Below are 21,739 nucleotides of genomic sequence, written 5' to 3' on the forward strand. Positions count from 1 at the left end.
ACTCTATTACTTAAGACCTGTATGCCCTGACTCTTCCACAATATAGCGCTGCGCGAAAAAGAAGAGTGCAAGAGGCACTATACTAATTAACAATGTCACTGCCATAATCCCTTCCATATCAACGCCGAACATCCCTTTAAACTGTGCTAAACCTAGCGTTAATGTATATTTACTTTGGTCATTTAAGAAAATAAGTGGTCCTAAATAATCGTTCCAGCATCCTAAAATATTAAAAACAGCAACAAGAATTAAAATTGGTTTCATAATCGGTAAATAAATACGGTAGTACACTTGAAAAGCGTTCGCACCATCCATCCTCGCAGCCTCATCTAGCTCCTTTGGAACAGACATAATAAATTGCCTCATTAAAAAGATAAAAAATGCACCGCCAAACCAAGAGGGAATAATTAAAGGTTTTAACGTATTAATCCAGCCAAGAGCATTAAATTCCATATAAAGCGGAATCATTGTTACTTCCCAAGGAATCATCATCGTCGCTAGTACAATCATGAACAACATATCCCGCCCTTTAAATTTAAAACGTGCAAAACCATACGCTACTAAAGAAGATGATACTAACTGTCCGATTGTTGAAAGCACTGTTACAACAATTGAATTCCATAAAAACGTATCAAACGGCTGACTCGTCCACGCCTTTGCAAAATTGCTAAATTTAAACTCAGATGGAATCCATTTTGGCGGATATAAATATAATTCTTCTGGTGATTTCACAGATGTTGTAATCATCCAAAAGAAGGGCAATAAAAACAAAATAGAAAAACCTATTAATAGTGCGTACACTACAATTCGATGTATGCGCTTCTTCGTTCTCACACTGCATCCTCCTTATTCATTTTCTACTTTGACTTCATCTCATTTTCGTAATAAACCCACGCTGCTGATGATTTAAAAACAAGTAATGTTAACCCTAAAATAATTAAAAACATAAACCAAGCATTCGCTGATGAATAGCCCATTTTAAAATACTTAAATGCATTTTCATATACATACATCGCGTAAAAATAGGTGGACTTTAACGGCCCCCCGCCGGTTAATACAAGCGCTAATGTTAATTGTTGAAACGCACCGATAATTGTTGTAATTAAATTAAATAAAATCGTCGGTGTTAACATCGGTAATGTAATTTTGAAAAATTGTTGCACTTTTCCAGCTCCATCAATGGAAGCAGCCTCGTACAAATTTTGTGGAATATTTTTCAATCCCGCTAAAAAGATAAGCATAAGCGTGCCTTGTCCCCATAAACTAGCAATTACCATCGCAATAAGTGACCAGTTCGGATCACTTAACCAATTTGGCCCTTTTATACCAACAAGCGATAGAAAATAGTTCAAAATACCATATTCTCCGTTATACACCCATGCCCAAATCATCGCTAAAGCCACGCCAGAAATAACGCTTGGCAAATAGAAAAATGTACGGAAAAACGCATGTCCTTTTACTTTTTGATTTAGCAAAATCGCTAAAAATAGAGCAATAATTAAATTAAATGGGACAAATAACGCTGCAAATTTCACCGTAATCCATAGCGAATCCCAAAACATCGGATCATTTAGAAACATATCTTGATAGTTTTTTAATCCAATAAATTGAACTTCTCCAATAAGCGGCCAGTCAAAAAAACTAATAAACAGTGAAAATAAAAGGGGACCAAGGGTAAAGGCTACAAAGCCAAATACCCATGGAAATATAAATGCATAAGGAACGAGTTTCTCCCATTGCATTTTCTTTTTTCTAACGGCTATATTCGTTTCATTCTCTATAGATAATCCAGATTTCAACATCCCCACCTCTTTGCTTTTACAATTATTTATCCATATACTTCTCTGAATCTTGAACCGCTTTATTTAATAATTTCTCAGGATCTTGTCCAAGCATAATTGCATTAATTGCCGCTGATAAATTTCGGTTTACTTCATCCCATTTTGGGTTCAGTAAAAATGCTGGTGTATTTGTTGAACGCTCTAGCATTGTATAGAACGGTTTAATATGCGCATCTTCTTCTTTCTTCAATTCTTTTACAACACTAATTCGAACCGGCAAATCAGAAGTTCGCATTTTAATCGCTTCTGGTGAGGAATAAAACTTAACAAACTCCCACGCTAACTCTTTATGTTTTGCATCTTTTGCAATCGAAACCGCTGATGTACCAACAAGCCCCTTCACAGGTTTTCCGTTAAATACAGGAGGTTCCACTGTACCAAAATCAACTTTTGCCTCTTTAAATCCTTCTAATGGCCAAATTCCACTTTCCCACATCGCTAGCTTATTCGCTTTAAAAATATCATCACCGCTCTGTTGATTTTTCCCACCTACTAATACAGCTGTTTTATCCTTTAGCATACTTTGGAAAGATTTCATAACTTCAATTGTTTCTGGACTATTCATATGTCCTTTTATTTGTTTTCCATCTTCACTTACAAAACTACTACCGTTACTCCAAACAAACCCTTGTAAATCATACGTATCTGGCTCAGGTCGTAAAGCAAATCCATATTGTTTATTGTTTGCATCTGTTAATTTTTTCGCAGTGTCTACAAACTCATCCCAAGTCCATCCATCTTTCGGATATGGAACATTTGCTTTATCGAATAACTTTTTATTGTAATATATAACTCGCGTTGTGAACCCTGCTGGCATACCATATAATTTTCCTTCAATACTAGAATAGTTAAATAATCCTTGATAAAAATCATCTAATTTCATATCTGGATCTTTCTTTGCCATTTCATCTAACGGTTCAAGCGACTTATAATAAGCTGGAAAGTTCCACATATACATAACATCTGGTGGATTTTTTGCTCCGAAAGATGCTGCGAGCTTTTGATCAAAACCATCACCATAAGCTTCCACTTGTACTTTTACTCCCGGATTTTTCTCTTCAAACTTCTTTGCAATTTGCTGCTGAATCTTCAAATTCTTTCCAGCATCCCAAGTTGCAAATCTCAACACCGTTTCCCCATTCGATGCTTTTTTCTTTTCATCGCCCTTTGATGATTCTTTACTTGTAGTCTCATTTGAGCTACAACCAGCTAAAAAAACAATAAGTACGAGCATAAAACTAAGACATACATGTATCATTTTTCTCAATGCACACACACTCCCCTTCTCCAAAATGTTTTTATTTCTGATTTTTCAGAATAAATAATTTAACCGCTTTCATTTTACCTTTTATGAAAGCGGTTAAAAACATCGTTTTGTTCGATTTTTGTTATCAAATTGTTCGTTTCATAAACGGGAGGTGTCAATTTGTTTTATATAAAGTTTCACATTGTTTGTCTCGGTATTCTGATGGCGTTGTTCCTGTACACTTTTTAAACCATTTACTAAAATATTTACTATTTGAAATACCGATATGCTCTGATACCTCTTGAATCGTAAGCGAGGTTGTCTGAAGCATTTGCATGGCAAGTTCAAGTTTTCTTCGTTCTGTAAAAGAATGAAAACTTTCACCTATTATCTTTTTAAAAAGCGTACTAAAATGACTTCTGCTTAGCCCTACCATTTCTGCCACTTCTGAAACAACAATTGGCTCTGATAAATGATTCATTGTATATAAAATTGCCTCTTTAATTGTTTTGGGCCAATTGTTAATCGTTACTTTATACTTAATCTCAAGTTCTGCAAATTGCTTCATCGATTTAACTGAATCCATCCATTGCTCGGTGCTGAACAACTCCCTTGACGTAATCCAATATAGTTCTTCGTACTTACTCCTTACATCCATAAATAGTTGTTCCATTATTTCCTTATATGTTTGATTAAGAAATAAGAAACATTGATCCTTTCCACATAAAATTTTCACATATGGCGTCGGTAACTTTTGATCAATCTCTTGTAATATAAGCTGTAACCTTGATTCTGATCTGATAAAGCAAGCATAATATCCATCATTCATCCATTTCCATTCATTACGAAATAAATCCACAAGTATCTCTTGAAACTGGTTTTGAAAACCACATAACCATTGAAAAAAGTCTTCATAAAAGAGAGATTTTTGCTGCTTACTCCCTTCCTTTTCTCTATGAATCGTCAACTCTGTTTGAAATTCGCGTAAATATTGATCCAGCTCCTCATCATGAAACGCTGTTTTCAATAAATACCCTGAAACCCCGAGTTTAATTCCTTCTTGCGCATATTCAAAATCACGATGACAACTTAATAATAATACCTTTGTTTTTGGCGCATGCTGTTTAATCTGTTTTACAAATTCAATACCATTTACAACAGGCATAACAATATCTGTAATCACGACTTCTGGTTCATGCCGTACAAACTCCTCCCACCCTCTCTCACCATTTGGTACATCCGCTACTACTTCCATATTATACGCCGACCAATCTATCGCCATTTTCAAGCCCCGCCGGACAATCGTTTCATCATCCGCAATGAGCACTTTTATGCGTTTCATTTCTGTAGCCCTCCCTTTGGCCAAAGAATCTGAACTATAGTCCCTTTCTTTTCTTCTGATTGAATCGTTAATCCGTACTCTATCCCAAAATGCAGTTTGAATTTTTGATCAATATTATATAATCCAAGCCCACCTCTTTGTGCTGCAGACGGCTCTTGTAATAAAGTCTGTTTCCGCCTATCAGAAATCCCACGACCATCATCCTTAATTTGTATGCATAAGTCACCATTATCCTTTTCAAATGCCGATAATGTAATGGTTCCATATCCATCATCGAAAGCATGAAAAAATATGTTTTCAAATATAGGTTGAAGCGACATCCTTGGAATCTGTTCCCCTTCCATAGAAACCGAGATGTTTTGTGTATAAGAAAAATGATTCCCAAATCGAATTTCCTGTACTTTTAAATAATGCTCAATAATCTTTAATTCACTTTGGAGTGTAATAAGATCGTTCGCAAAATTTAAATTCCCTTCTAACACAGCAACAAGATGATAAATCATTTCACTTACATCATTTGCCCCCTGAAGCTTTGCTTTCCATTGAATCGAATTTAATGTATTAAAGAGCAAGTGTGGATTAATTTGATAATGAATGGCCTTGAGCTCAGCTTCTTTTTTCAACTTTTCCTTCTGGTATATTTCCTCTACTAATGATTTAATTTTGACAACCATTTTATTAAAATTCACAGTTAAACTTCCTACTTCATCTTGTGAATTCACCGGTATATTTGTATAAAAATCTCCTTTACTTACTTGGGATATTGCATGGTCCAAATTTGTGATATTTTCCGTTAGCTTAGCCGATATTAAAAATGCCAACATAAAAGCTAAGCATAGCGATACAACAATTCCAATTAATGTAATAAACAAAATAATTGTAGAGGATTGATAAAATTCTTTTTCCGGAATAATAATTTCCAGACTCCATTTATTTGATGGAATTGGTTTTTCCCAAATGATATCCCCCTTGTTTTTTTTGTAATCTGTATCCGTCGTATAAATCACCTGTTTTTTTTCATCAAGAATCGTAATCAATGCCTGCAAATCTGTTTCTAATGAATCAATAAACTTAAACAAATCCGTCGCATCTGTTTCCACTAATATCCGGCTATCTTTCAAGCTACCAAATGATGTTTTGACTGGAACAAGTAATCCAATTACTTTACTTTTATCAAGTGCAGGGTAATGATTCGGAACATAAATTCCATTCCAATATCCTTGTGATAAATCTCCTTGTTCTTCCCAAAATTTTTCTTGCTTTAATTTCTGCACATCTAAATATCGATCTCCATAATAATAACCGCTAGGTGTAATCAAGAAGATCCCTTTCGTTTGTGCTGTTTTATGAGCTTCTAAAAACCTTTCAAAATTTTTCTCAGTAATAAATTCCGAATACGATTTCGGCGCTTCTTTTTTTAAGACAATTAATGTCGGGTCTGATAAATACTTTTGAATGTCACTAGCAATTAAATGCATATGGCTTAATGTTAATTCAATTTGCGTTTGAAGCTGTGATATAGCAAAATTTCCATAATCCCCAAACTGTTCATTTACAAGATTAGATGACTTTTCATATGACATCCAACTAAACAATATAAGCGGAATAAGTGCGACAACTAAAAAACATGTTAATAACTTTAAACGAAGGCTTGTTCGAACTTGTTGCACCCATCTCCATAATCTAAATTTCGTCATTTGCTCCATCCCTTATCCTACTTATTCACCTTGTTTTTCAGAATATTCCAACTTAAGTATATTTTATCAAAAATAGCGTTAAAATCCATAAAAAAAAAGAGCGCTTTATTACAAGCGGTCTTTTTTTTAGCTAAGAAGAATATTTCATTGTTAAATGTAAAACAGCAATTTCATCTCCATTATTTTTATAGCTATGCTTCTTATTTGCTTCAAATTGAATCGAATCAAATCCATTTAATTCATACACATCATTTTCAACTTGAATCACAACTTGACCTTTCATAACTGTAACAAGTTCAATTGCTCCTTCATGATGAGGCTCTGGTTCATACATACTCTTCGGCCTTAAACAAGCACGATGCATCTCCATGCCCGTTTCTTTCGTGTATCGAAACATTGTTTCTAACCGCCACGCCTGGCCTTCATCGACAGCAAATCCTTCCCCAGATCGTGAAATGGTCACTGACTCCCCAACTACCATTAATCTCGAAAATGGGATTGATAGCCCTTTCGTAATTTTCCAAATAACCCCCAATGTTGGATTCGTTTCACCTCTTTCAATCTTTCCTAATGTTAATTTACTAACCCCTGTTTTTTGTGCCAACTCTTCTAAACTTAGTTTTTGTTCATTGCGAATTTTTCTTAATAACTGACCAACTTGTTGAATAACTTCTTTCGTTTGCATATCCTCTTTTTCTTTCATAAGCAACAAAACCACCTTAAAGTATATAATAGTTTACTTTTATTGTTTATAAATATATTATACTATATATCGATATCTAATTTCGAAAGGAGTGCTTACACATCATGCGTGCAATATTATTAGGTATTTTATCATCAGCTTTTTTCTCTGCAACTTTTATTATTAATAGAGCGATGAATGTATCTGGAACAAGCTGGGCTTGGACAGCTTCTTTCCGCTTTTTATTTGCTCTTCCTATTTTATTCCTTATCGTATTATTTCGCAAAAACCTAGGAGAATTATGGATAGAAATGCGAAGGCATCCTTTTGCTTGGTTCGGATGGGGATCTTTAGCTGGTATTGGATTTTATTCTTTATTAAGTTTTGCAGCAGTCTTTTCTCCAGCTTGGCTAGTTGCAGGAACTTGGCAAGTTACAATACTAGCAGGTTTATTACTATCGCCACTATTTTTTATTACGATTCAAACGACAACAGGTACAAAACGTGTACGCGGAAAAATCCCCCTTCGTAGTTTATATATATCACTTTTTATTTTAATCGGTGTTATTTGTATGCAGGCAACAGAGGCAGGGCATATTACGGTCACTCAATTTATATCTGGCTTTCTTCCCGTTGTTCTCGCTGCTTTCCTATATCCATTTGGCAATCGAAAGATGATGGAAGTTGTAGGTGGGCGACTTGATACATTCCAGCGCGTACTAGGAATGGCGATTGGCAGTCTGCCTATAACCATTATTCTCGCAATATACGGATTTGGGGCAACAGGGATTCCAACATCTGGACAGATGCTCCAAGGATTTTTATTAGCACTATGTTCAGGTGTTATTGCAACAATGACATTTTTCTTCGCCACAGATTTAGCAAAAAATAACCTTTCCTTACTAGGTGCTGTAGAAGCAACACAAGCCGGAACGATGGTATTTACTGTTCTTGGGGAAATCATTTTCTTAAATGGTTCATTGCCTACAGGACTCTCATTAATTGGGATGTGTATCATTATGGCTGGAATGGTCGCAAATAGTATTTTAAATCGTTCTGTGCCACTTACTATGAAAAAGAAAATAGCATAACAAAAAGCATGGTTCTTCCTAAGATCCATGCTTTTTCATGTGATCGCAATAGCACGAACTTCTATTGTTTATTTAATCGGAATATTTTTTCATTCCTTGTTTATAATTAGAACAGTATCATTCTATGTTATAATACGTTCTCATGCACATTTAAAGGAGGAAAATTATGCTAAAAAAAGGAATTGCTGAATTTATTGGTACATTTGTACTTGTATTATTTGGGACTGGAACAGCTGTTTTAGGCGGCGGTATTGAAGGGATTGGAATTTTAGGCATCGCAATGGCTTTCGGATTATCAATTGTTGCTATGGCATATAGCATTGGAACAATTTCTGGATGTCATATAAACCCAGCCGTATCAATTGCCATGTTCATAAACGAACGAATGAATGCTAAGGAGCTTGGCTGTTACTTACTAGCTCAAGTTTTGGGTGGTTTACTAGGAACTACAACATTAGTAACAATTTTAAAATCTGCTAATCTGTCTTTAGATAACTTAGGACAAAATGGTTTTGGAAAACTTGGATTATCAGGATCTTTCTTAGTTGAATTTATTTTAACATTCGTCTTTATTTTAGTTATTATTGCTGTAACAGGTAAAAAGGGTAACGCACAGTTCGCTGGATTAGTAATTGGTTTCACGTTAGTATTAGTTCACTTACTAGGCATCCCATTAACAGGAACTTCAGTTAACCCTGCACGTAGCCTAGCACCAGCTTTATTTGCTGGCGGAGAAGCTCTATCTCAATTATGGGTATTTATTGTTGCTCCAATTCTTGGTGGTATCGTTGCTGCCATTGTAGGGAAATTCGTGTTAAATACTGAAAAATAGAACTTTCATTCTTTCTGAAATTAAAAGAAGCGAGCCTTTTGATATGAGGCTCGCTTTTTTAATTCCGGATTTTCGATTGTAAGTTTGTCACAAGTTGCTGAACGGTTACATTCGCAAGTACATTTTCCATCGCTTCTTGTGCTTGCATTAATATAATCTCCAACACCGATTGAATATTCGCTCCTACCGGACATTCAATGTTAGGGTTCTCATGGAAAGAAAATAAATGTCCTTCTTCCACTACTTCTACCGCTTTATATACATCAAGTAATGTAATCTCATCTAAATCACGAGCAAGCGACGTACCACCTTTTCCGGCTTGGACATCAACAAGTCCCGCTCTCTTCAACATTCCTGTAATGCGACGAATCACAACTGGATTTGTATTCACACTACCAGCAATCCATTCAGAGGTACAGCGAGAGTTCCGATCTATTGCAAGTAACGTTAACATATGAACACCTACTGTAAAACGGCTACTAATTCCCATCTGCACACCCCTCCTTTACGTTCATTCTATCAAAAGATGATACTTATCATTATATACTATATTTCATTCATACATAAAGAAAAAGCATGATTCCCTTAGAGAATCATGCTTTCATCATTATTGACGCTTCATAAATTTAGCTAAATCTTTAAATTTCACTTTATCAGAGTAGTTCATAACACCATTGACATAAATGCGACTTGCAATCCAATTAATGATTACAATCGTTACGACTAAAATCGCTAATGTAGTACTAATCTCTATAGCACCCGCCTCACCAGCAACAATACGAGAGAATGTAACCATCGGCGTAAAGAATGGGATATAAGAACTAATTAAAACAAGTGTACTATTTGGATCTGTCAATGCTTGAATACTAATGAAAAGCGCACCCATAGCTAAAAATATAATTGGCGTTGCAACAGTTTGCAAATCTTCCGTTTTAGATACAACTGCTCCCACAGCTGCGTATAGCATTGCATATAATAAATATCCTGCCACAAAGTAAATTAGGAACATACTAATGACAAATGGATTCAACGCCTCAAAATTTAGAAACAGTCCGAACATCCCAGAATTGTCAAAATCAATCCAACCAATTGCATATGGAATCAAAAACCCACAAGCTGCAATTAATAACTGGGCTAAGGCCGTTGCAATCGTTGCTAAAACTTTTGCATACATCAATATAATTGGTTTTACTTTCGGAATCATAACCTCCATAACGCGAGAAGCCTTTTCCGATGCGATACTTGTTCCAATTGCATTACCGTACATAAGAATAAACATATATAGTATAAATGTAAAAAGATATCCAATACCAAATATGCTCGCACGATCTTTTATCGCTTCTTCTTTCAGTGGAATTTCCACTTGTAATTTCTGCGCCACATCCGGTGAAACATTATTATTCGTAATCGTTATTTGCGTATATTGTTGTTTTAAATATTTTGTTATAACTGTAGATTCCACTTCACTTGGAAATCCACTATATATATACTTCACTTCCGGTACGCCATTCTTTTCTGTTATATGAAACAAAGCATCTAAATCGCCTTCTTCAACTTGCTTATGCAATTTTTCGTACTCTGCTTGCTTACTCACTTTTACTTTTGCGGCCGGTAACAACTTATTTAACTCATCTTCTTGTACTTTATAAGTCGACGTTTCCACTACAATTGCGATCTTATCTTTATCCTTACTTCCCTCTCCATCAGCAGTAAAGTGGTTAAAAGCAAAGACACCAAACACAATTAAAAATAAAATTCCACTCGTAATTAACGTCTTTTTCGATAAAAATGATTCCCTAAAATAAAATGAAAATACATGAGAAAATTTACGCATTGTTATTTCGCCCTTTCTACAAATATTTCGTTAAGTGTCGGCTCTAACATTTTAAATTGTCTTAAGCTTACACCTTTCTCTTGTAATTTTTGTAAAACTGTTAAAGCTTCCGCATCATCAAGGACTTTTACATATAGCAGTCCTTGTTGTTTTTCATACGAAATATGTAAAGCTTGCAATGCCTGTTCATTTTCACTCACATCTTCAATTGTTAAATTACGAAAACCATATTCTTGCTTAATGTCGCTTAATTTCCCTTCTACAACCGCTTTCCCTTTTTTCAAAATGCACACATGTTGGCAAAACACTTCTACTTGTTCCATACGATGGCTGGACAAGATAATTGTTTTTCCGCTTTGCACTTGTTCTTCAATAATGTTTGCTAACATACTAGCATTCACTGGATCTAGTCCGCTAAACGGCTCATCTAAAATAAGAAGCTCTGGATCGTGAATAAGCGCAGCAATTAATTGGATTTTTTGCTGGTTCCCCTTTGAAAGTTCTCCAGCCGTTTTATATTTATATTCCGGTATCGCTAGTTTTTCTAGCCATTTATCAATCGCACGATCTACCTCTTTTTTCGTCATTCCTTCTAATCTACCGAAATAGCGAAGCTGGTCTATCACTCTACTTTTCGTATATAATCCTCTTTCTTCCGGAAGATAACCAATTGTTACATCACTTTGAGAGATTTCTTTCCCATTCCATGTAATGGATCCTTCATTAGGAGTTAATAAACCGAGGAGCATTTTAATTGTTGTCGTTTTCCCCGCACCATTTCTTCCAAGTAATCCCAACACTTCCCCCTTTGGTAATGAGATTTCCAATTGGTTGACTGCTTTTGATTCCCCAAATATTTTCGTTAAGTTTTTAATTTGTAAACTCAAATATAATCCCTCCCCTTCTTCAGCATTCTTACAATATTCTAAATGGTATGTTGAAGATAGAAAAAATATTGTAACATGTGTAAATCTATTAATTTTTATAACTAAATTATAAAATCAACGACATATATTCTTCTCCTCAACCATTTGTTTTATTTAGTTAAAATTGTAAATAAAAACCTAACTTATGTCAATTATAATTGTCACTTTGACAAAAAAAATTGTCATCTGCCATCATATAATTCCTTACTTACTATACTTAAATAGGACACACTACTATATATACAAAGAACAACATGAAAAAGTTCATAAAAAGTATTACATAAAACATTATATTTTAATATATAATATTATATGATTCACTTACATCAAGGAGGATACATATGAAGATGAAAAGAGGCATTACCACATTATTATCTGTAGCCGTTCTCTCTACATCGCTTGTAGGATGCTCAGGAACAGCAGAGAAAACTATAGCAAAAGAAGAAAACGTAAAGCTAACAGACCAGCAGCTAATGGCTGACTTATGGTTCCAAACAGCTGGTGAAACGAAAGCATTGTATTATCAAGGGTATAACATTGGACAATTGAAACTTGATGCAGCTCTTGCAAAGGGTACAAGTAAAAAACCAGCAATTGTACTAGATTTAGATGAAACTGTTTTAGATAACAGCCCTCACCAAGCAATGACAGTGAAAGAAGGAAAGGGCTATCCTTATAAATGGGATGAGTGGATTAATAAAGCGGAAGCTGAGGCTCTTCCTGGTGCGATTGACTTCTTAAAATATACAGAATCTAAAGGTGTAGACATCTACTACATTTCAAACCGCAAAACAAATCAATTAGATGCAACAATTAAAAACCTTGAGCGCGTTGGTGCTCCGCAAGCAACAAAAGAACATATTTTATTACAAGATCCAAAAGAAAAAGGAAAAGAAAAACGTCGTGAACTTGTTTCACAATCACACGATATCTTACTATTCTTCGGTGACAACTTATCTGACTTCACTGGATTTGATGGGAAATCTGTAAAAGATCGTAATCAAACAGTTGAAGAAACAAAAGCACAATTCGGTGAGAAATTCATCATTTTCCCTAACCCAATGTACGGTGATTGGGAAGGTGCTCTATATGATTACAACTTCAAACGATCTGATGCAGAAAAAGATCAAATTCGTCGTGATAACTTAAAATCATTTGAAGTAAAATAGAAAAAAAGGATGGCCTAGGGCATCCTTTCTCTATTTCTAATTCCATTAAATTCAATCATACATATATACGAACATTATATATAATTCCACAAAATCACACATTTTTTGACATTTTCTTTGCAATTCTATTACGTTATGACTCTTATATTTCTTTTTATAATAACTAGACTTATAATAAAGACTATTAGACAAACTATACGAAAGGACTGAGATTACACAGCGTTATGAAAAAGGTAATTATTATTTCTGCCACTACGATTGTAATCGGTATCACATCCTTCGCTTACTTCGGCTCAAAGTCTCCACTACAAAATGAAGCGAAAGCTGTAGAAACAAAGAAACATATTGAACATCCAAAAGAAGAGATTCCTGTATTTCCAAAAGCAGCTCATACAGCAAAAAAAATAGATGAGAACTTCTCCCTTGTTACAAATCCAGATTCACCTCTTGTATTAGTAAATAAGCATCGTAAATTACCAGATGGTTATACACCAGATGATCTTATAAGACCAGACGTTCCATTTGCATATCCAAAAGATAAAGAAAAAACATTACTTCGTAAAGATGCCGCGGCAGCACTAGAAAAAATGTTCCAGGCAGCAAAAGAGCAAGGACTAGAGCTTACTGCTGTATCAGGATACCGCTCTTATAAACGACAACAATCATTACATAATATGTACATAAAAAAACAAGGACAAGCTGAAGCAGATTCAGTAAGTGCAACTCCTGGAACAAGCGAACATCAAACAGGCCTTACAATGGATATTAGTTCTAAATCAGCAGATTATCAATTAGAACCTATTTTTGGTGAAACAGAGGAAGGAAAATGGGTAGCGGAACATGCTCATGAATTTGGATTCATTATTCGTTATTTAGAGGATAAAACAGATATAACAGAATACTCATACGAACCATGGCACATTCGCTACGTTGGTAATCCATTTGCTACATACTTACATAATCATCACCTAACATTAGAAGAAGCGATGGGTGCAAAAAAATAAGAGAATTCTCTTATTCAGACATAAAAAATAAAGTAGAAAGCATATTAACCATATACAATATGTTTTCTACTTTTATTTCTTTCTACTTAACATACGATCTATCCTATTCATGTCTCACCTTATTGTAGTAACTTTTGCTTCCATTCTTCCAGCCAAGGTGCTCCTTTTCCCGTTTTCTTCGATGCTTGTACCATTGCCCCGCGCCCTACTAAACAAACTTCTCCAGTTTCATTTTTCACCATATAGTGCAAATCTAAAGAAGAGTTTCCAATAGATTCAGCTTTCACATAAACTTTTAAGTTTTCATCAAAAAAGATCTGTTTCAAAAAGTTACATTGTAAGTCAGCAACAACAATCATAGTTTCAGATGCTTCATGTGTCCATTCTTGCATAAAACCTAATTCTTTAAAAAATTCAATACGCGCCTCCTCAAAGTATGTAAAGGCGACCCCATTATTCATGTGTCCAAACATATCTGTTTCACAAAAACGAACTTTCACAGGAATATAAAAAGAAAAACCTTTTTCCCATTTCTCAAAGTCTTCAATATAAGAAATTTTCTTCATGCTCTTCTCTCCTTTTTCTTTTATTCTATATATTCATTTTAATTTTCCAACAAGTGGCGGTTACGTAAACAACAGAAGTTTTCCACGCCTCTTCTCCTTCTGTTTTCACATGGCATGGGGCTAAAAGAGGCACTGACCGCTTCTACCTATGAGCGGTCCCCTATTCCAACTAACAGGAATGATTTTATATCAGTTTTTCAATCTGTATTTTATAATAAGTAATACATTTTTCGGAATAAAAAGAAAATTAAAACGATAGAAACCTATATAAATATTGCCTCTTCGAATCGAAGAGGCAATATAAATTAATAGTTATTGTCGCTACCAAAGAAATCTTTAAACGACTGAATTGTTGTATCACGGTTTAATGCTGCAATTGATGTTGTTAATGGAATACCTTTTGGACATGATTGCACACAGTTTTGTGAGTTACCACAGTTTGCAAGTCCACCATCACCCATAATTGCACGTAAGCGCTCTGCTTTATGCATCTCACCAGTTGGATGTGAGTTAAACAAACGAGCTTGTGAAAGCGGCGCTGGTCCGATAAAGTCAGATTTACTGTTTACGTTTGGACATGATTCTAAGCAAACACCACATGTCATACATTTTGAAAGCTCATATGCCCATTGACGTTTTTTCTCTGGCATTCTTGGTCCTGGTCCTAGGTCATACGTACCATCAATTGGAACCCAAGCCTTAACACGTTTTAACGCATCAAACATACGGCTACGGTCTACTTGTAAGTCACGTACAACCGGGAATGTCTTCATCGGTTTTATGCGAACTGGTTGTTCTAATTTATCGATAAGCGCTGTACATGATTGACGCGGTTTACCGTTAATTACCATAGAACAAGCACCACATACTTCTTCTAAACAGTTCATATCCCATGCAACAGGAGTTGTCTGGTTTCCTTTTGCATCAACAGGATTACGACGAATTTCCATAAGAGCCGAAATAATATTCATATTTGGACGATATGGAATTTCAAATTCTTGATCAAACGATTGTGCATCTGGTCCATCTTGTCTCGTAATGATGAGGCGGATTGTTTTCTCAGACATTTTGTTTATCCCCCTTTTCATCCTTAGCAGCTACATCGTGTTTTGAAGAATAGTCACGTTTACGTGGCTGGATTAATGAAATATCAACATCTTCATAATGGAATGCTGGTGCATTTCCTTCTCCTTCAAACTTCGCCATTGTAGTTTTTAAGAAGTTCGCATCATCACGATTAGGGAATTCTGGTTTATAATGCGCACCGCGGCTTTCATTACGGTTATATGCACCAATTGTAATAACACGAGCTAATTCAAACATGTTTGCTAGTTGACGTGTAAATGAAGCACCTTGGTTACTCCATTTCGCTGTATCGTTAATGTTAATACGTTTATAACGCTCCATTAACTCTACGATTTTTGCATCTGTTTCTTGTAACTTTTTATTTTCACGAACTACTGTTACGTTATCTGTCATCCATTCTCCAAGCTCTTTATGAAGAACATATGCATTTTCATTACCATCTAACGTTAAAATATTGTTAAATTTCTCTGTTTCGATTAACTCATTTTGCTCATAAGTAGTTGATGAAACAGCATCAGATGATTTTGAAAGACCTTTCATATATTCAATCGCGTTTGGTCCTGCGACCATACCGCCATAAATCGCTGATAATAATGAGTTCGCACCTAATCGGTTACCACCGTGCATAGAGTAATCACACTCACCTGCTGCAAATAATCCTGGAATACTTGTCATTTGCTTGTAATCAACCCACAGTCCACCCATTGAGTAATGCACAGCTGGGAAGATCTTCATCGGTAGTTTACGAGGATCATCGCCTGTGAACTTTTCATAGATTTCAATGATTCCACCAAGTTTAATATCTAATTCTTTCGGATCTTTATGAGAAAGGTCTAGATATACCATGTTTTCACCATTGATACCTAGTTTTTGCTCTACGCAAACATCAAAGATTTCACGCGTTGCAATATCACGAGGTACAAGGTTTCCGTAAGCCGGATATTTCTCTTCTAAGAAGTACCATGGTTTACCATCTTTATATGTCCAAACACGTCCACCTTCACCACGTGCAGATTCACTCATTAGACGTAATTTATCGTCTCCTGGAATCGCTGTTGGGTGAATTTGGATGAACTCACCGTTTGCATAATATGCGCCTTGTTGATATACAGCAGACGCTGCTGTACCTGTATTAATAATAGAGTTTGTTGATTTTCCGAAGATGATACCAGGGCCCCCTGTTGCCATAATCACGGCATCAGCTCGGAAACTCTTAATCTCCATCGATTGTAAGTCTTGCGCAACGATTCCGCGGCATACACCTTCATCATCGATAACAGCACGTAAGAAATCCCAACCTTCATATTTCGTTACAAGTCCTGCTACTTCATGACGACGTACTTGCTCATCTAACGCGTATAGCAACTGTTGTCCTGTTGTTGCACCAGCAAATGCTGTACGGTGATGCTGTGTTCCCCCGAAGCGACGGAAATCAAGAAGTCCTTCTTCTGTACGGTTAAACATAACACCCATACGGTCCATTAAATGAATAATACCAGGCGCTGCTTCACACATCGCTTTAACTGGTGGTTGGTTCGCTAAGAAGTCTCCACCATAAATTGTATCGTCAAAGTGGATCCATGGAGAATCCCCTTCACCTTTCGTATTTACAGCACCGTTAATGCCACCCTGTGCACATACAGAATGCGAACGTTTTACTGGTACTAAAGAGAACAGTTCCACGTTTACTCCTGCTTCTGCTGCCTTAATCGTTGCCATTAAGCCGGCTAAGCCACCGCCGACTACTATAAGTTTCCCTTTCATGCTCTCCCACTCCTTACTGATTTGCTAGCTGTGGATCGATGAACGCTAATAATGCACTCACACCTACATAAGATAAACCTAAGAAAATAGCTAATGTTACATAAGTAGAGATACGTTGTGATCGTGGCGATACTGTAATTCCCCAGCTAATGCAGAATGTCCATAGTCCATTTGCAAAGTGGAAAATTGTTGATATAACCCCAACTAGATAGAAGCCAAACATAGCTGGATTATTTAAAATATCTGCCATCATATCATAATTTACCTGCGCGCCTAACAATGCTTGAATACGAGTTTGCCAAACGTGCCAAGCTATGAAAATAAGCGTGAACACACCTGAAATTCTTTGGAAGACAAACATCCAGTTACGGAAATAACTATAAGATTTCGCATTGTTCGTAGCTGTAAATGCAATATATAATCCATATATAGCATGGTACAGTATCGGTAAAAAGATGACGAAAATTTCTAGCGCATAACGGAATGGAAGGAGCTCCATAAAATGAGCAGCTTTGTTAAAAGCCTCTGCTCCTCTTGTTGCAAAATTGTTTACTACTAAATGTTGCGTCAAAAAGACACCAACCGGAATGACCCCCATTAATGAGTGCCACTTGCGAAACGTATACTCGCGGCCTTTCATGTCCCCATTACCCCCCTTGAGTGTTTGACTGCTGCTTTCAGTATTAGTTTATAACAATAATGTTTTTTCACTATTGCTATAAGAAAAACTGAAAAAATTATTCGAAATATTTCAGCATAATTTGATACCAAGTTCATTTTACTCCTATTTTTGTCGAAGCGTCAAGAAAACGTATACATAATTTGTACATAATTTGCATATAATTTGCCAATTATTTTTTTCTTCCTATATATTCAGCTTTTCCCAAAGAAAGTTCTGTTTTTATAAATGATAAATGTTATATAATAATCCCTATAGAAAGAGGGGAATATTGTGAGCAAAAATACAATCGATATAGCATCTTTGGAAGATGTTTCATTGAACGCCTTCGCTTATGAACTGTTACGTGAAGAAGTATTGCCTGATTTAATTGGCAAGGATTTAGATGACATCTTATATTGGGCTGGTAGAAACCTAGCGCGAAAATATCCGCTTGAGACAATTGAAGAAGTCATTCACTTTTTTGAGAAAGCTGGCTGGGGTCGTTTGAACATCATCGAGCATAAACGTCGTGAAATGCATTTTCAATTGACAAGCCCACTCATTACAGAGCGTCAAAAACAAAATAGACATTCTTCCTACCAATTAGAAACAGGGTTTGTTGCCGAGCAAATTCAAAAACAACGAAATGTTGTTGCCGAGTCATATGAAGAACAAAAAAAGCGTTCGGATTCTATCACATTTCTTGTAAAATGGGATGTAAAAGATCCTATCGAAGTGTAGAGTCCCATTAACAGTCAACTAGACATATAGGTTTAGTTGACTTTTCTATATACATACAAAAACAACAATGACATACAATCCTTCTTTTTAGATAGAGAACGCATCTATCCTCGCATGGAGGCACTATGAAAATAAGGTTATCCGTAACCACAAGTTATGTATCACAATATCAAAGATAATTTTTTGTATTTTTATTCACTTATGATTATTTTTAATCTTCTGAAATTATATCAAAAAATAGAAGACATTGTAAACTACAATGTCTTTTTATTGGTTAAATACGAATAAATGGTTTCTGCAACATTTTGTGGCATTCCCGCTTCGACAAATTCTGTCACAGACGCTTCTTTCATTTTCTTTAGCGAACCAAAATGTTTTAACAATACCTTTTTTCGTTTCTCACCTACTCCAGGAATCCCATCTAAAGCAGATTGAATAACAGATTTCCCGTGAAGCTGGCGATGGAATGTAATTGCAAATCGGTGTACTTCATCTTGAATACGCTGTAATAAATAAAATTCCTGGCTATTCCTTTCCAGCATAACAGGTTCGGGAGGATCACCGATCATTAAATGCGATGTACGGTGCTTATCATCTTTAACTAGTCCAGCCATCGGGATATATAAGCCTAGTTCATTTTCCAGCACATCACTAGCAGCTGCAAGATGTCCTTTCCCACCATCAATTACAATTAAATCAGGTAATGGTAAATTCTCTTTCAATGCACGCGTATATCGGCGTCGTACAACCTCTCGCATCGATTCATAATCATCTGGTCCTTGAACTGTTTTTATCTTATATTTTCGATACTCTTTTTTCGCTGGCTTTCCATCAATAAAGACAATCATTGCTGAAACTGGGTTCGTTCCTTGAATATTCGAGTTATCAAATGCTTCAATACGATATGGCGTTTCGATATCAAGCTGCTTACCTAAATTTTCAACAGCCTTAATCGTCCGCTCTTCATCACGTTCGATTAAATAAAATTTCTCACCTAAAGCAATCTTCGCATTTTTACTTGCTAACTCAACAAGGTCTTTTTTCTTTCCACGTTTCGGTTGCGTTACATTCACTTCTAAAAAACGCTCTACTAATTCAGGATCTATACTTCCTGGCACTACAATTTCCTTTGGCTTAAAGTGATTGTTTTGTTCGTAAAATTGACCGATGAATGTTAAGAAACCTTCTTCTGGTTCATCATAAATTGGAAACATGGAAACATCACGTTCAATTAACTTTCCTTTTCGAACAAAGAAAACTTGCACACACATCCAACCTTTATCAACTGCATAACCAAACACATCGCGGTCAACTAAGTCACTCATAATCATCTTCTGCTTTTCCATAATTGCATCTATATGAGCAATTTGATCACGCAATTCTTTTGCACGTTCAAACTCTAATTTTTCCGATGCTTCATACATTTTCGCTTCCAATTCCGAGCGAATTTCTTTATGTCCACCGTTCAAAAACTTAACAATTCCATCTACAATTTCTTGATTTTGTTCATCCGTTATCTCTTTTACACAAGGCGCTAGGCATTGCCCCATATGATAATATAAGCAAACCTTATCCGGCATATTTGTACATTTACGGAGCGGGTACATACGATCTAGCAGTTTTTTCGTTTCATGAGCTGATTGCGCATTTGGATAAGGTCCAAAATACTTTCCTTTATCCTTTTTTACGTTTCTCGTAATGAGTAAGCGCGGTTGTTTTTCAGCTGTAATTTTAATAAATGGATATGTTTTATCGTCTTTCAATTGAATATTATATTTCGGGTCATATTTTTTGATTAAATTTAATTCTAAAATGAGTGCCTCTAAATTCGAAGAGGTAACAATATATTCAAAGTCAACAATTTCCCCAACAAGGCGGAGTGTCTTTCCATCATGCGAACCGGTAAAATACGAGCGCACACGATTTTTAAGCACCTTCGCCTTCCCGACATATATAACTGTTCCTTGTTTATCTTTCATTAAATAACAACCTGGTTGATCTGGTAAAATCGCTAACTTTTCTTTTAAATGCTCGTGCACTCGTATACCTCCGTTTCTTATATACTTACATGATTTTCAAACACAATTCCCCCAACATACGTTCTTTCATTGTAACGGAAAGCGCAAAAAAATGAAATTATTATACATATTTTTATCTTTTCATATCGTATTTTACTATTGATTTCCATGTTAAACTAAAAAATAGAATTTAGGATTTTTCCTTTTAAATTTTCATAATACACAACAATGCAAACGATTTAGGCATGAAATACAAAAAACATTCAAATATGACAAGCAAAGAACAGCGCAAACAGGAGGATAACAATGGAAAAACATTTTAGAGATGCACACCGTTTTAGTTCTCATAATAGAGCTTCCTTAGAAAAAGATACTATATGTGGTTGCTTTTATTGTTTAAAAATTTTTGACCCAACTAAAATTAATGAATGGTGGGATGATGATCATACAGCCGTTTGTCCCTATTGTGGTATTGACTCTGTTATCGGAGAAAATTCTGGATATAAAGTTACAGACAGCTTTCTAAAAGAAATGCATCAAAGATGGTTTTAATGAGATAAAGTGAAACTTTAATCAGTGGGGGTCTTACTGCCCGTTAAAACAGGATAAATAAAAAGCTGCCGTACGGCAGCTTTTTCGATTAGAAGTGTTTAGAAACTAGTTCTACTAACGCTTCTTTTGGTTTGTAACCTAACGCTTGGTCAACCACTTTACCATCTTTTAATACGAAAAGAGATGGGATGCTCATAACTTCAAAACTGCGAGCAGTTTCTTGGTTTTCATCTACGTCTACTTTAACTACTTTTACTTTTTCGCCTAATTCTGCATCGATTTCCTCTAATACAGGAGCGATCATTTTACAAGGCCCACACCATGGTGCCCAGAAATCTAATAATACAATACCTTCGCTTGTTTCAGCTGCGAAGTTTTTGTCAGTTGCGTTTACAATTGCCATTTTATTTCCTCCTTCAAGTGTATTCTACCAAAAGTATATCATTAAGTTATATACGTGGCGAATATTATGTATCGTTATGTATTGTAACAAAAAAGGTTCCCTTTATACTATATAAAAATACAAGCTATATAAATACCGAATAAAAAAACCTAAAACCTTTCTTTTTTAGATGGAAGAGAGCATCTAGCCATGCATAGATGCGGTCAGATCCTTTCTTAGCCCCATTCCATGTCAAAATAAAAAGAGAAAATGAGTGCAAGTCTCTAACCTACAATTATATATCG

The 21,739-nt window shown here is 35.6% G+C and carries 21 protein-coding genes; 6 read left to right on the plus strand and 15 right to left on the minus strand.

The annotated features are described in order from the left end of the window. Positions 1 to 6: 6 nt before the first annotated feature. The 6 genes from CN373_RS12765 to CN373_RS12790 all read right to left on the minus strand — a co-directional run bounded on the left by CN373_RS12765 (position 7) and on the right by CN373_RS12790 (position 6,829). Entirely contained in the window at positions 7 to 834 is an 828-nt protein-coding gene (locus tag CN373_RS12765; RefSeq protein ID WP_001259327.1) for a carbohydrate ABC transporter permease, read from the minus strand. Positions 835 to 857: 23 nt separating this feature from the next. After that, the gene (locus CN373_RS12770) at positions 858 to 1,802 is read right to left on the minus strand and encodes a carbohydrate ABC transporter permease (RefSeq protein WP_000920208.1); all 945 of its coding nucleotides are present in this window, start codon (positions 1,800 to 1,802) and stop codon (positions 858 to 860) included. Between the two features lie 22 nt (positions 1,803 to 1,824). Continuing rightward, a complete protein-coding gene (locus CN373_RS12775) occupies positions 1,825 to 3,075 on the minus strand; it encodes an ABC transporter substrate-binding protein (RefSeq protein WP_002057936.1) in 1,251 nt (416 codons plus the stop codon). 187 nt (positions 3,076 to 3,262) lie between these two features. Further along, the gene (locus CN373_RS12780) at positions 3,263 to 4,429 is read right to left on the minus strand and encodes a response regulator transcription factor (RefSeq protein ID WP_098359475.1); all 1,167 of its coding nucleotides are present in this window, start codon (positions 4,427 to 4,429) and stop codon (positions 3,263 to 3,265) included. After that, the gene (locus CN373_RS12785) at positions 4,426 to 6,135 is read right to left on the minus strand and encodes a sensor histidine kinase (protein WP_098359476.1); all 1,710 of its coding nucleotides are present in this window, start codon (positions 6,133 to 6,135) and stop codon (positions 4,426 to 4,428) included. The genes CN373_RS12780 and CN373_RS12785 overlap by 4 nt, the downstream gene beginning before the upstream one ends. A gap of 121 nt (positions 6,136 to 6,256) precedes the next feature. Further along, positions 6,257 to 6,829, minus strand: coding sequence for a helix-turn-helix domain-containing protein (locus tag CN373_RS12790; protein WP_000659536.1), 573 nt, complete (start codon positions 6,827 to 6,829; stop codon positions 6,257 to 6,259). Positions 6,830 to 6,933: 104 nt separating this feature from the next. Here CN373_RS12790 and CN373_RS12795 point away from each other — a divergent pair, with 104 nt between their 5' ends. Then, positions 6,934 to 7,899, plus strand: coding sequence for a DMT family transporter (locus CN373_RS12795; protein ID WP_001201620.1), 966 nt, complete (start codon positions 6,934 to 6,936; stop codon positions 7,897 to 7,899). Between the two features lie 166 nt (positions 7,900 to 8,065). Then, positions 8,066 to 8,731 (plus strand): aquaporin, encoded by a 666-nt coding sequence (locus tag CN373_RS12800; protein ID WP_000913427.1) that lies wholly within the window; start codon positions 8,066 to 8,068, stop codon positions 8,729 to 8,731. 58 nt (positions 8,732 to 8,789) lie between these two features. Here the strand turns inward: CN373_RS12800 and CN373_RS12805 are convergent, their stop codons facing one another. The 3 genes from CN373_RS12805 to CN373_RS12815 form a co-directional block, all read right to left on the minus strand. Next, entirely contained in the window at positions 8,790 to 9,221 is a 432-nt protein-coding gene (locus tag CN373_RS12805; RefSeq protein ID WP_000512994.1) for an Rrf2 family transcriptional regulator, read from the minus strand. Between the two features lie 117 nt (positions 9,222 to 9,338). Next, positions 9,339 to 10,565, minus strand: coding sequence for an ABC transporter permease (locus tag CN373_RS12810; protein ID WP_001225007.1), 1,227 nt, complete (start codon positions 10,563 to 10,565; stop codon positions 9,339 to 9,341). 2 nt (positions 10,566 to 10,567) lie between these two features. Then, the gene (locus CN373_RS12815) at positions 10,568 to 11,452 is read right to left on the minus strand and encodes an ABC transporter ATP-binding protein (RefSeq protein ID WP_000058100.1); all 885 of its coding nucleotides are present in this window, start codon (positions 11,450 to 11,452) and stop codon (positions 10,568 to 10,570) included. 380 nt (positions 11,453 to 11,832) lie between these two features. Between CN373_RS12815 and CN373_RS12820 the strand changes: the two genes are divergently transcribed. Together CN373_RS12820 and CN373_RS12825 are read left to right on the plus strand one after the other, a co-directional pair. Beyond that, positions 11,833 to 12,660 (plus strand): 5'-nucleotidase, lipoprotein e(P4) family, encoded by an 828-nt coding sequence (locus tag CN373_RS12820; protein ID WP_000782789.1) that lies wholly within the window; start codon positions 11,833 to 11,835, stop codon positions 12,658 to 12,660. Positions 12,661 to 12,884: 224 nt separating this feature from the next. Beyond that, positions 12,885 to 13,664, plus strand: a complete 780-nt coding sequence (locus CN373_RS12825) for a M15 family metallopeptidase (protein ID WP_000755745.1) — start codon at positions 12,885 to 12,887, stop codon at positions 13,662 to 13,664. 119 nt (positions 13,665 to 13,783) lie between these two features. Here the strand turns inward: CN373_RS12825 and CN373_RS12830 are convergent, their stop codons facing one another. The 4 genes from CN373_RS12830 to CN373_RS12845 all read right to left on the minus strand — a co-directional run bounded on the left by CN373_RS12830 (position 13,784) and on the right by CN373_RS12845 (position 17,720). After that, positions 13,784 to 14,230: an acyl-CoA thioesterase gene (locus tag CN373_RS12830; RefSeq protein WP_000724336.1), complete on the minus strand. Its 447-nt coding sequence runs from the start codon at positions 14,228 to 14,230 to the stop codon at positions 13,784 to 13,786. A gap of 305 nt (positions 14,231 to 14,535) precedes the next feature. Next, positions 14,536 to 15,297: a succinate dehydrogenase iron-sulfur subunit gene (sdhB, locus tag CN373_RS12835; protein ID WP_001291832.1), complete on the minus strand. Its 762-nt coding sequence runs from the start codon at positions 15,295 to 15,297 to the stop codon at positions 14,536 to 14,538. Continuing rightward, positions 15,290 to 17,080 carry a succinate dehydrogenase flavoprotein subunit gene (sdhA, locus tag CN373_RS12840; RefSeq protein ID WP_098359477.1) on the minus strand — a complete coding sequence of 597 codons (1,791 nt, stop codon included), beginning with the start codon at positions 17,078 to 17,080 and terminating at the stop codon, positions 15,290 to 15,292. Before sdhA ends, sdhB begins: the two co-directional genes overlap by 8 nt. 13 nt (positions 17,081 to 17,093) lie before the next feature. Further along, the gene (locus CN373_RS12845) at positions 17,094 to 17,720 is read right to left on the minus strand and encodes a succinate dehydrogenase cytochrome b558 subunit (protein WP_000678361.1); all 627 of its coding nucleotides are present in this window, start codon (positions 17,718 to 17,720) and stop codon (positions 17,094 to 17,096) included. A 312-nt stretch (positions 17,721 to 18,032) separates the two neighbouring features. On the opposite strand from CN373_RS12845, the gene CN373_RS12850 reads away from it, so the two are divergent. Then, entirely contained in the window at positions 18,033 to 18,482 is a 450-nt protein-coding gene (locus CN373_RS12850; protein ID WP_000042210.1) for a YslB family protein, read from the plus strand. A 254-nt stretch (positions 18,483 to 18,736) separates the two neighbouring features. Here CN373_RS12850 and uvrC read toward each other — a convergent pair whose 3' ends face one another. Further along, entirely contained in the window at positions 18,737 to 20,521 is a 1,785-nt protein-coding gene (uvrC, locus tag CN373_RS12855) for an excinuclease ABC subunit C (RefSeq protein WP_000544291.1), read from the minus strand. Between the two features lie 285 nt (positions 20,522 to 20,806). On the opposite strand from uvrC, the gene CN373_RS12860 reads away from it, so the two are divergent. After that, positions 20,807 to 21,052: a hypothetical protein gene (locus CN373_RS12860; protein WP_000410831.1), complete on the plus strand. Its 246-nt coding sequence runs from the start codon at positions 20,807 to 20,809 to the stop codon at positions 21,050 to 21,052. Between the two features lie 88 nt (positions 21,053 to 21,140). Here CN373_RS12860 and trxA read toward each other — a convergent pair whose 3' ends face one another. Continuing rightward, positions 21,141 to 21,455 carry a thioredoxin gene (trxA, locus tag CN373_RS12865; RefSeq protein ID WP_001018947.1) on the minus strand — a complete coding sequence of 105 codons (315 nt, stop codon included), beginning with the start codon at positions 21,453 to 21,455 and terminating at the stop codon, positions 21,141 to 21,143. Positions 21,456 to 21,739: the final 284 nt, after the last annotated feature.

It is taken from the genome of Bacillus cereus, assembly GCF_002561295.1.
Lineage (GTDB): Bacteria > Bacillota > Bacilli > Bacillales > Bacillaceae_G > Bacillus_A > Bacillus_A cereus_S.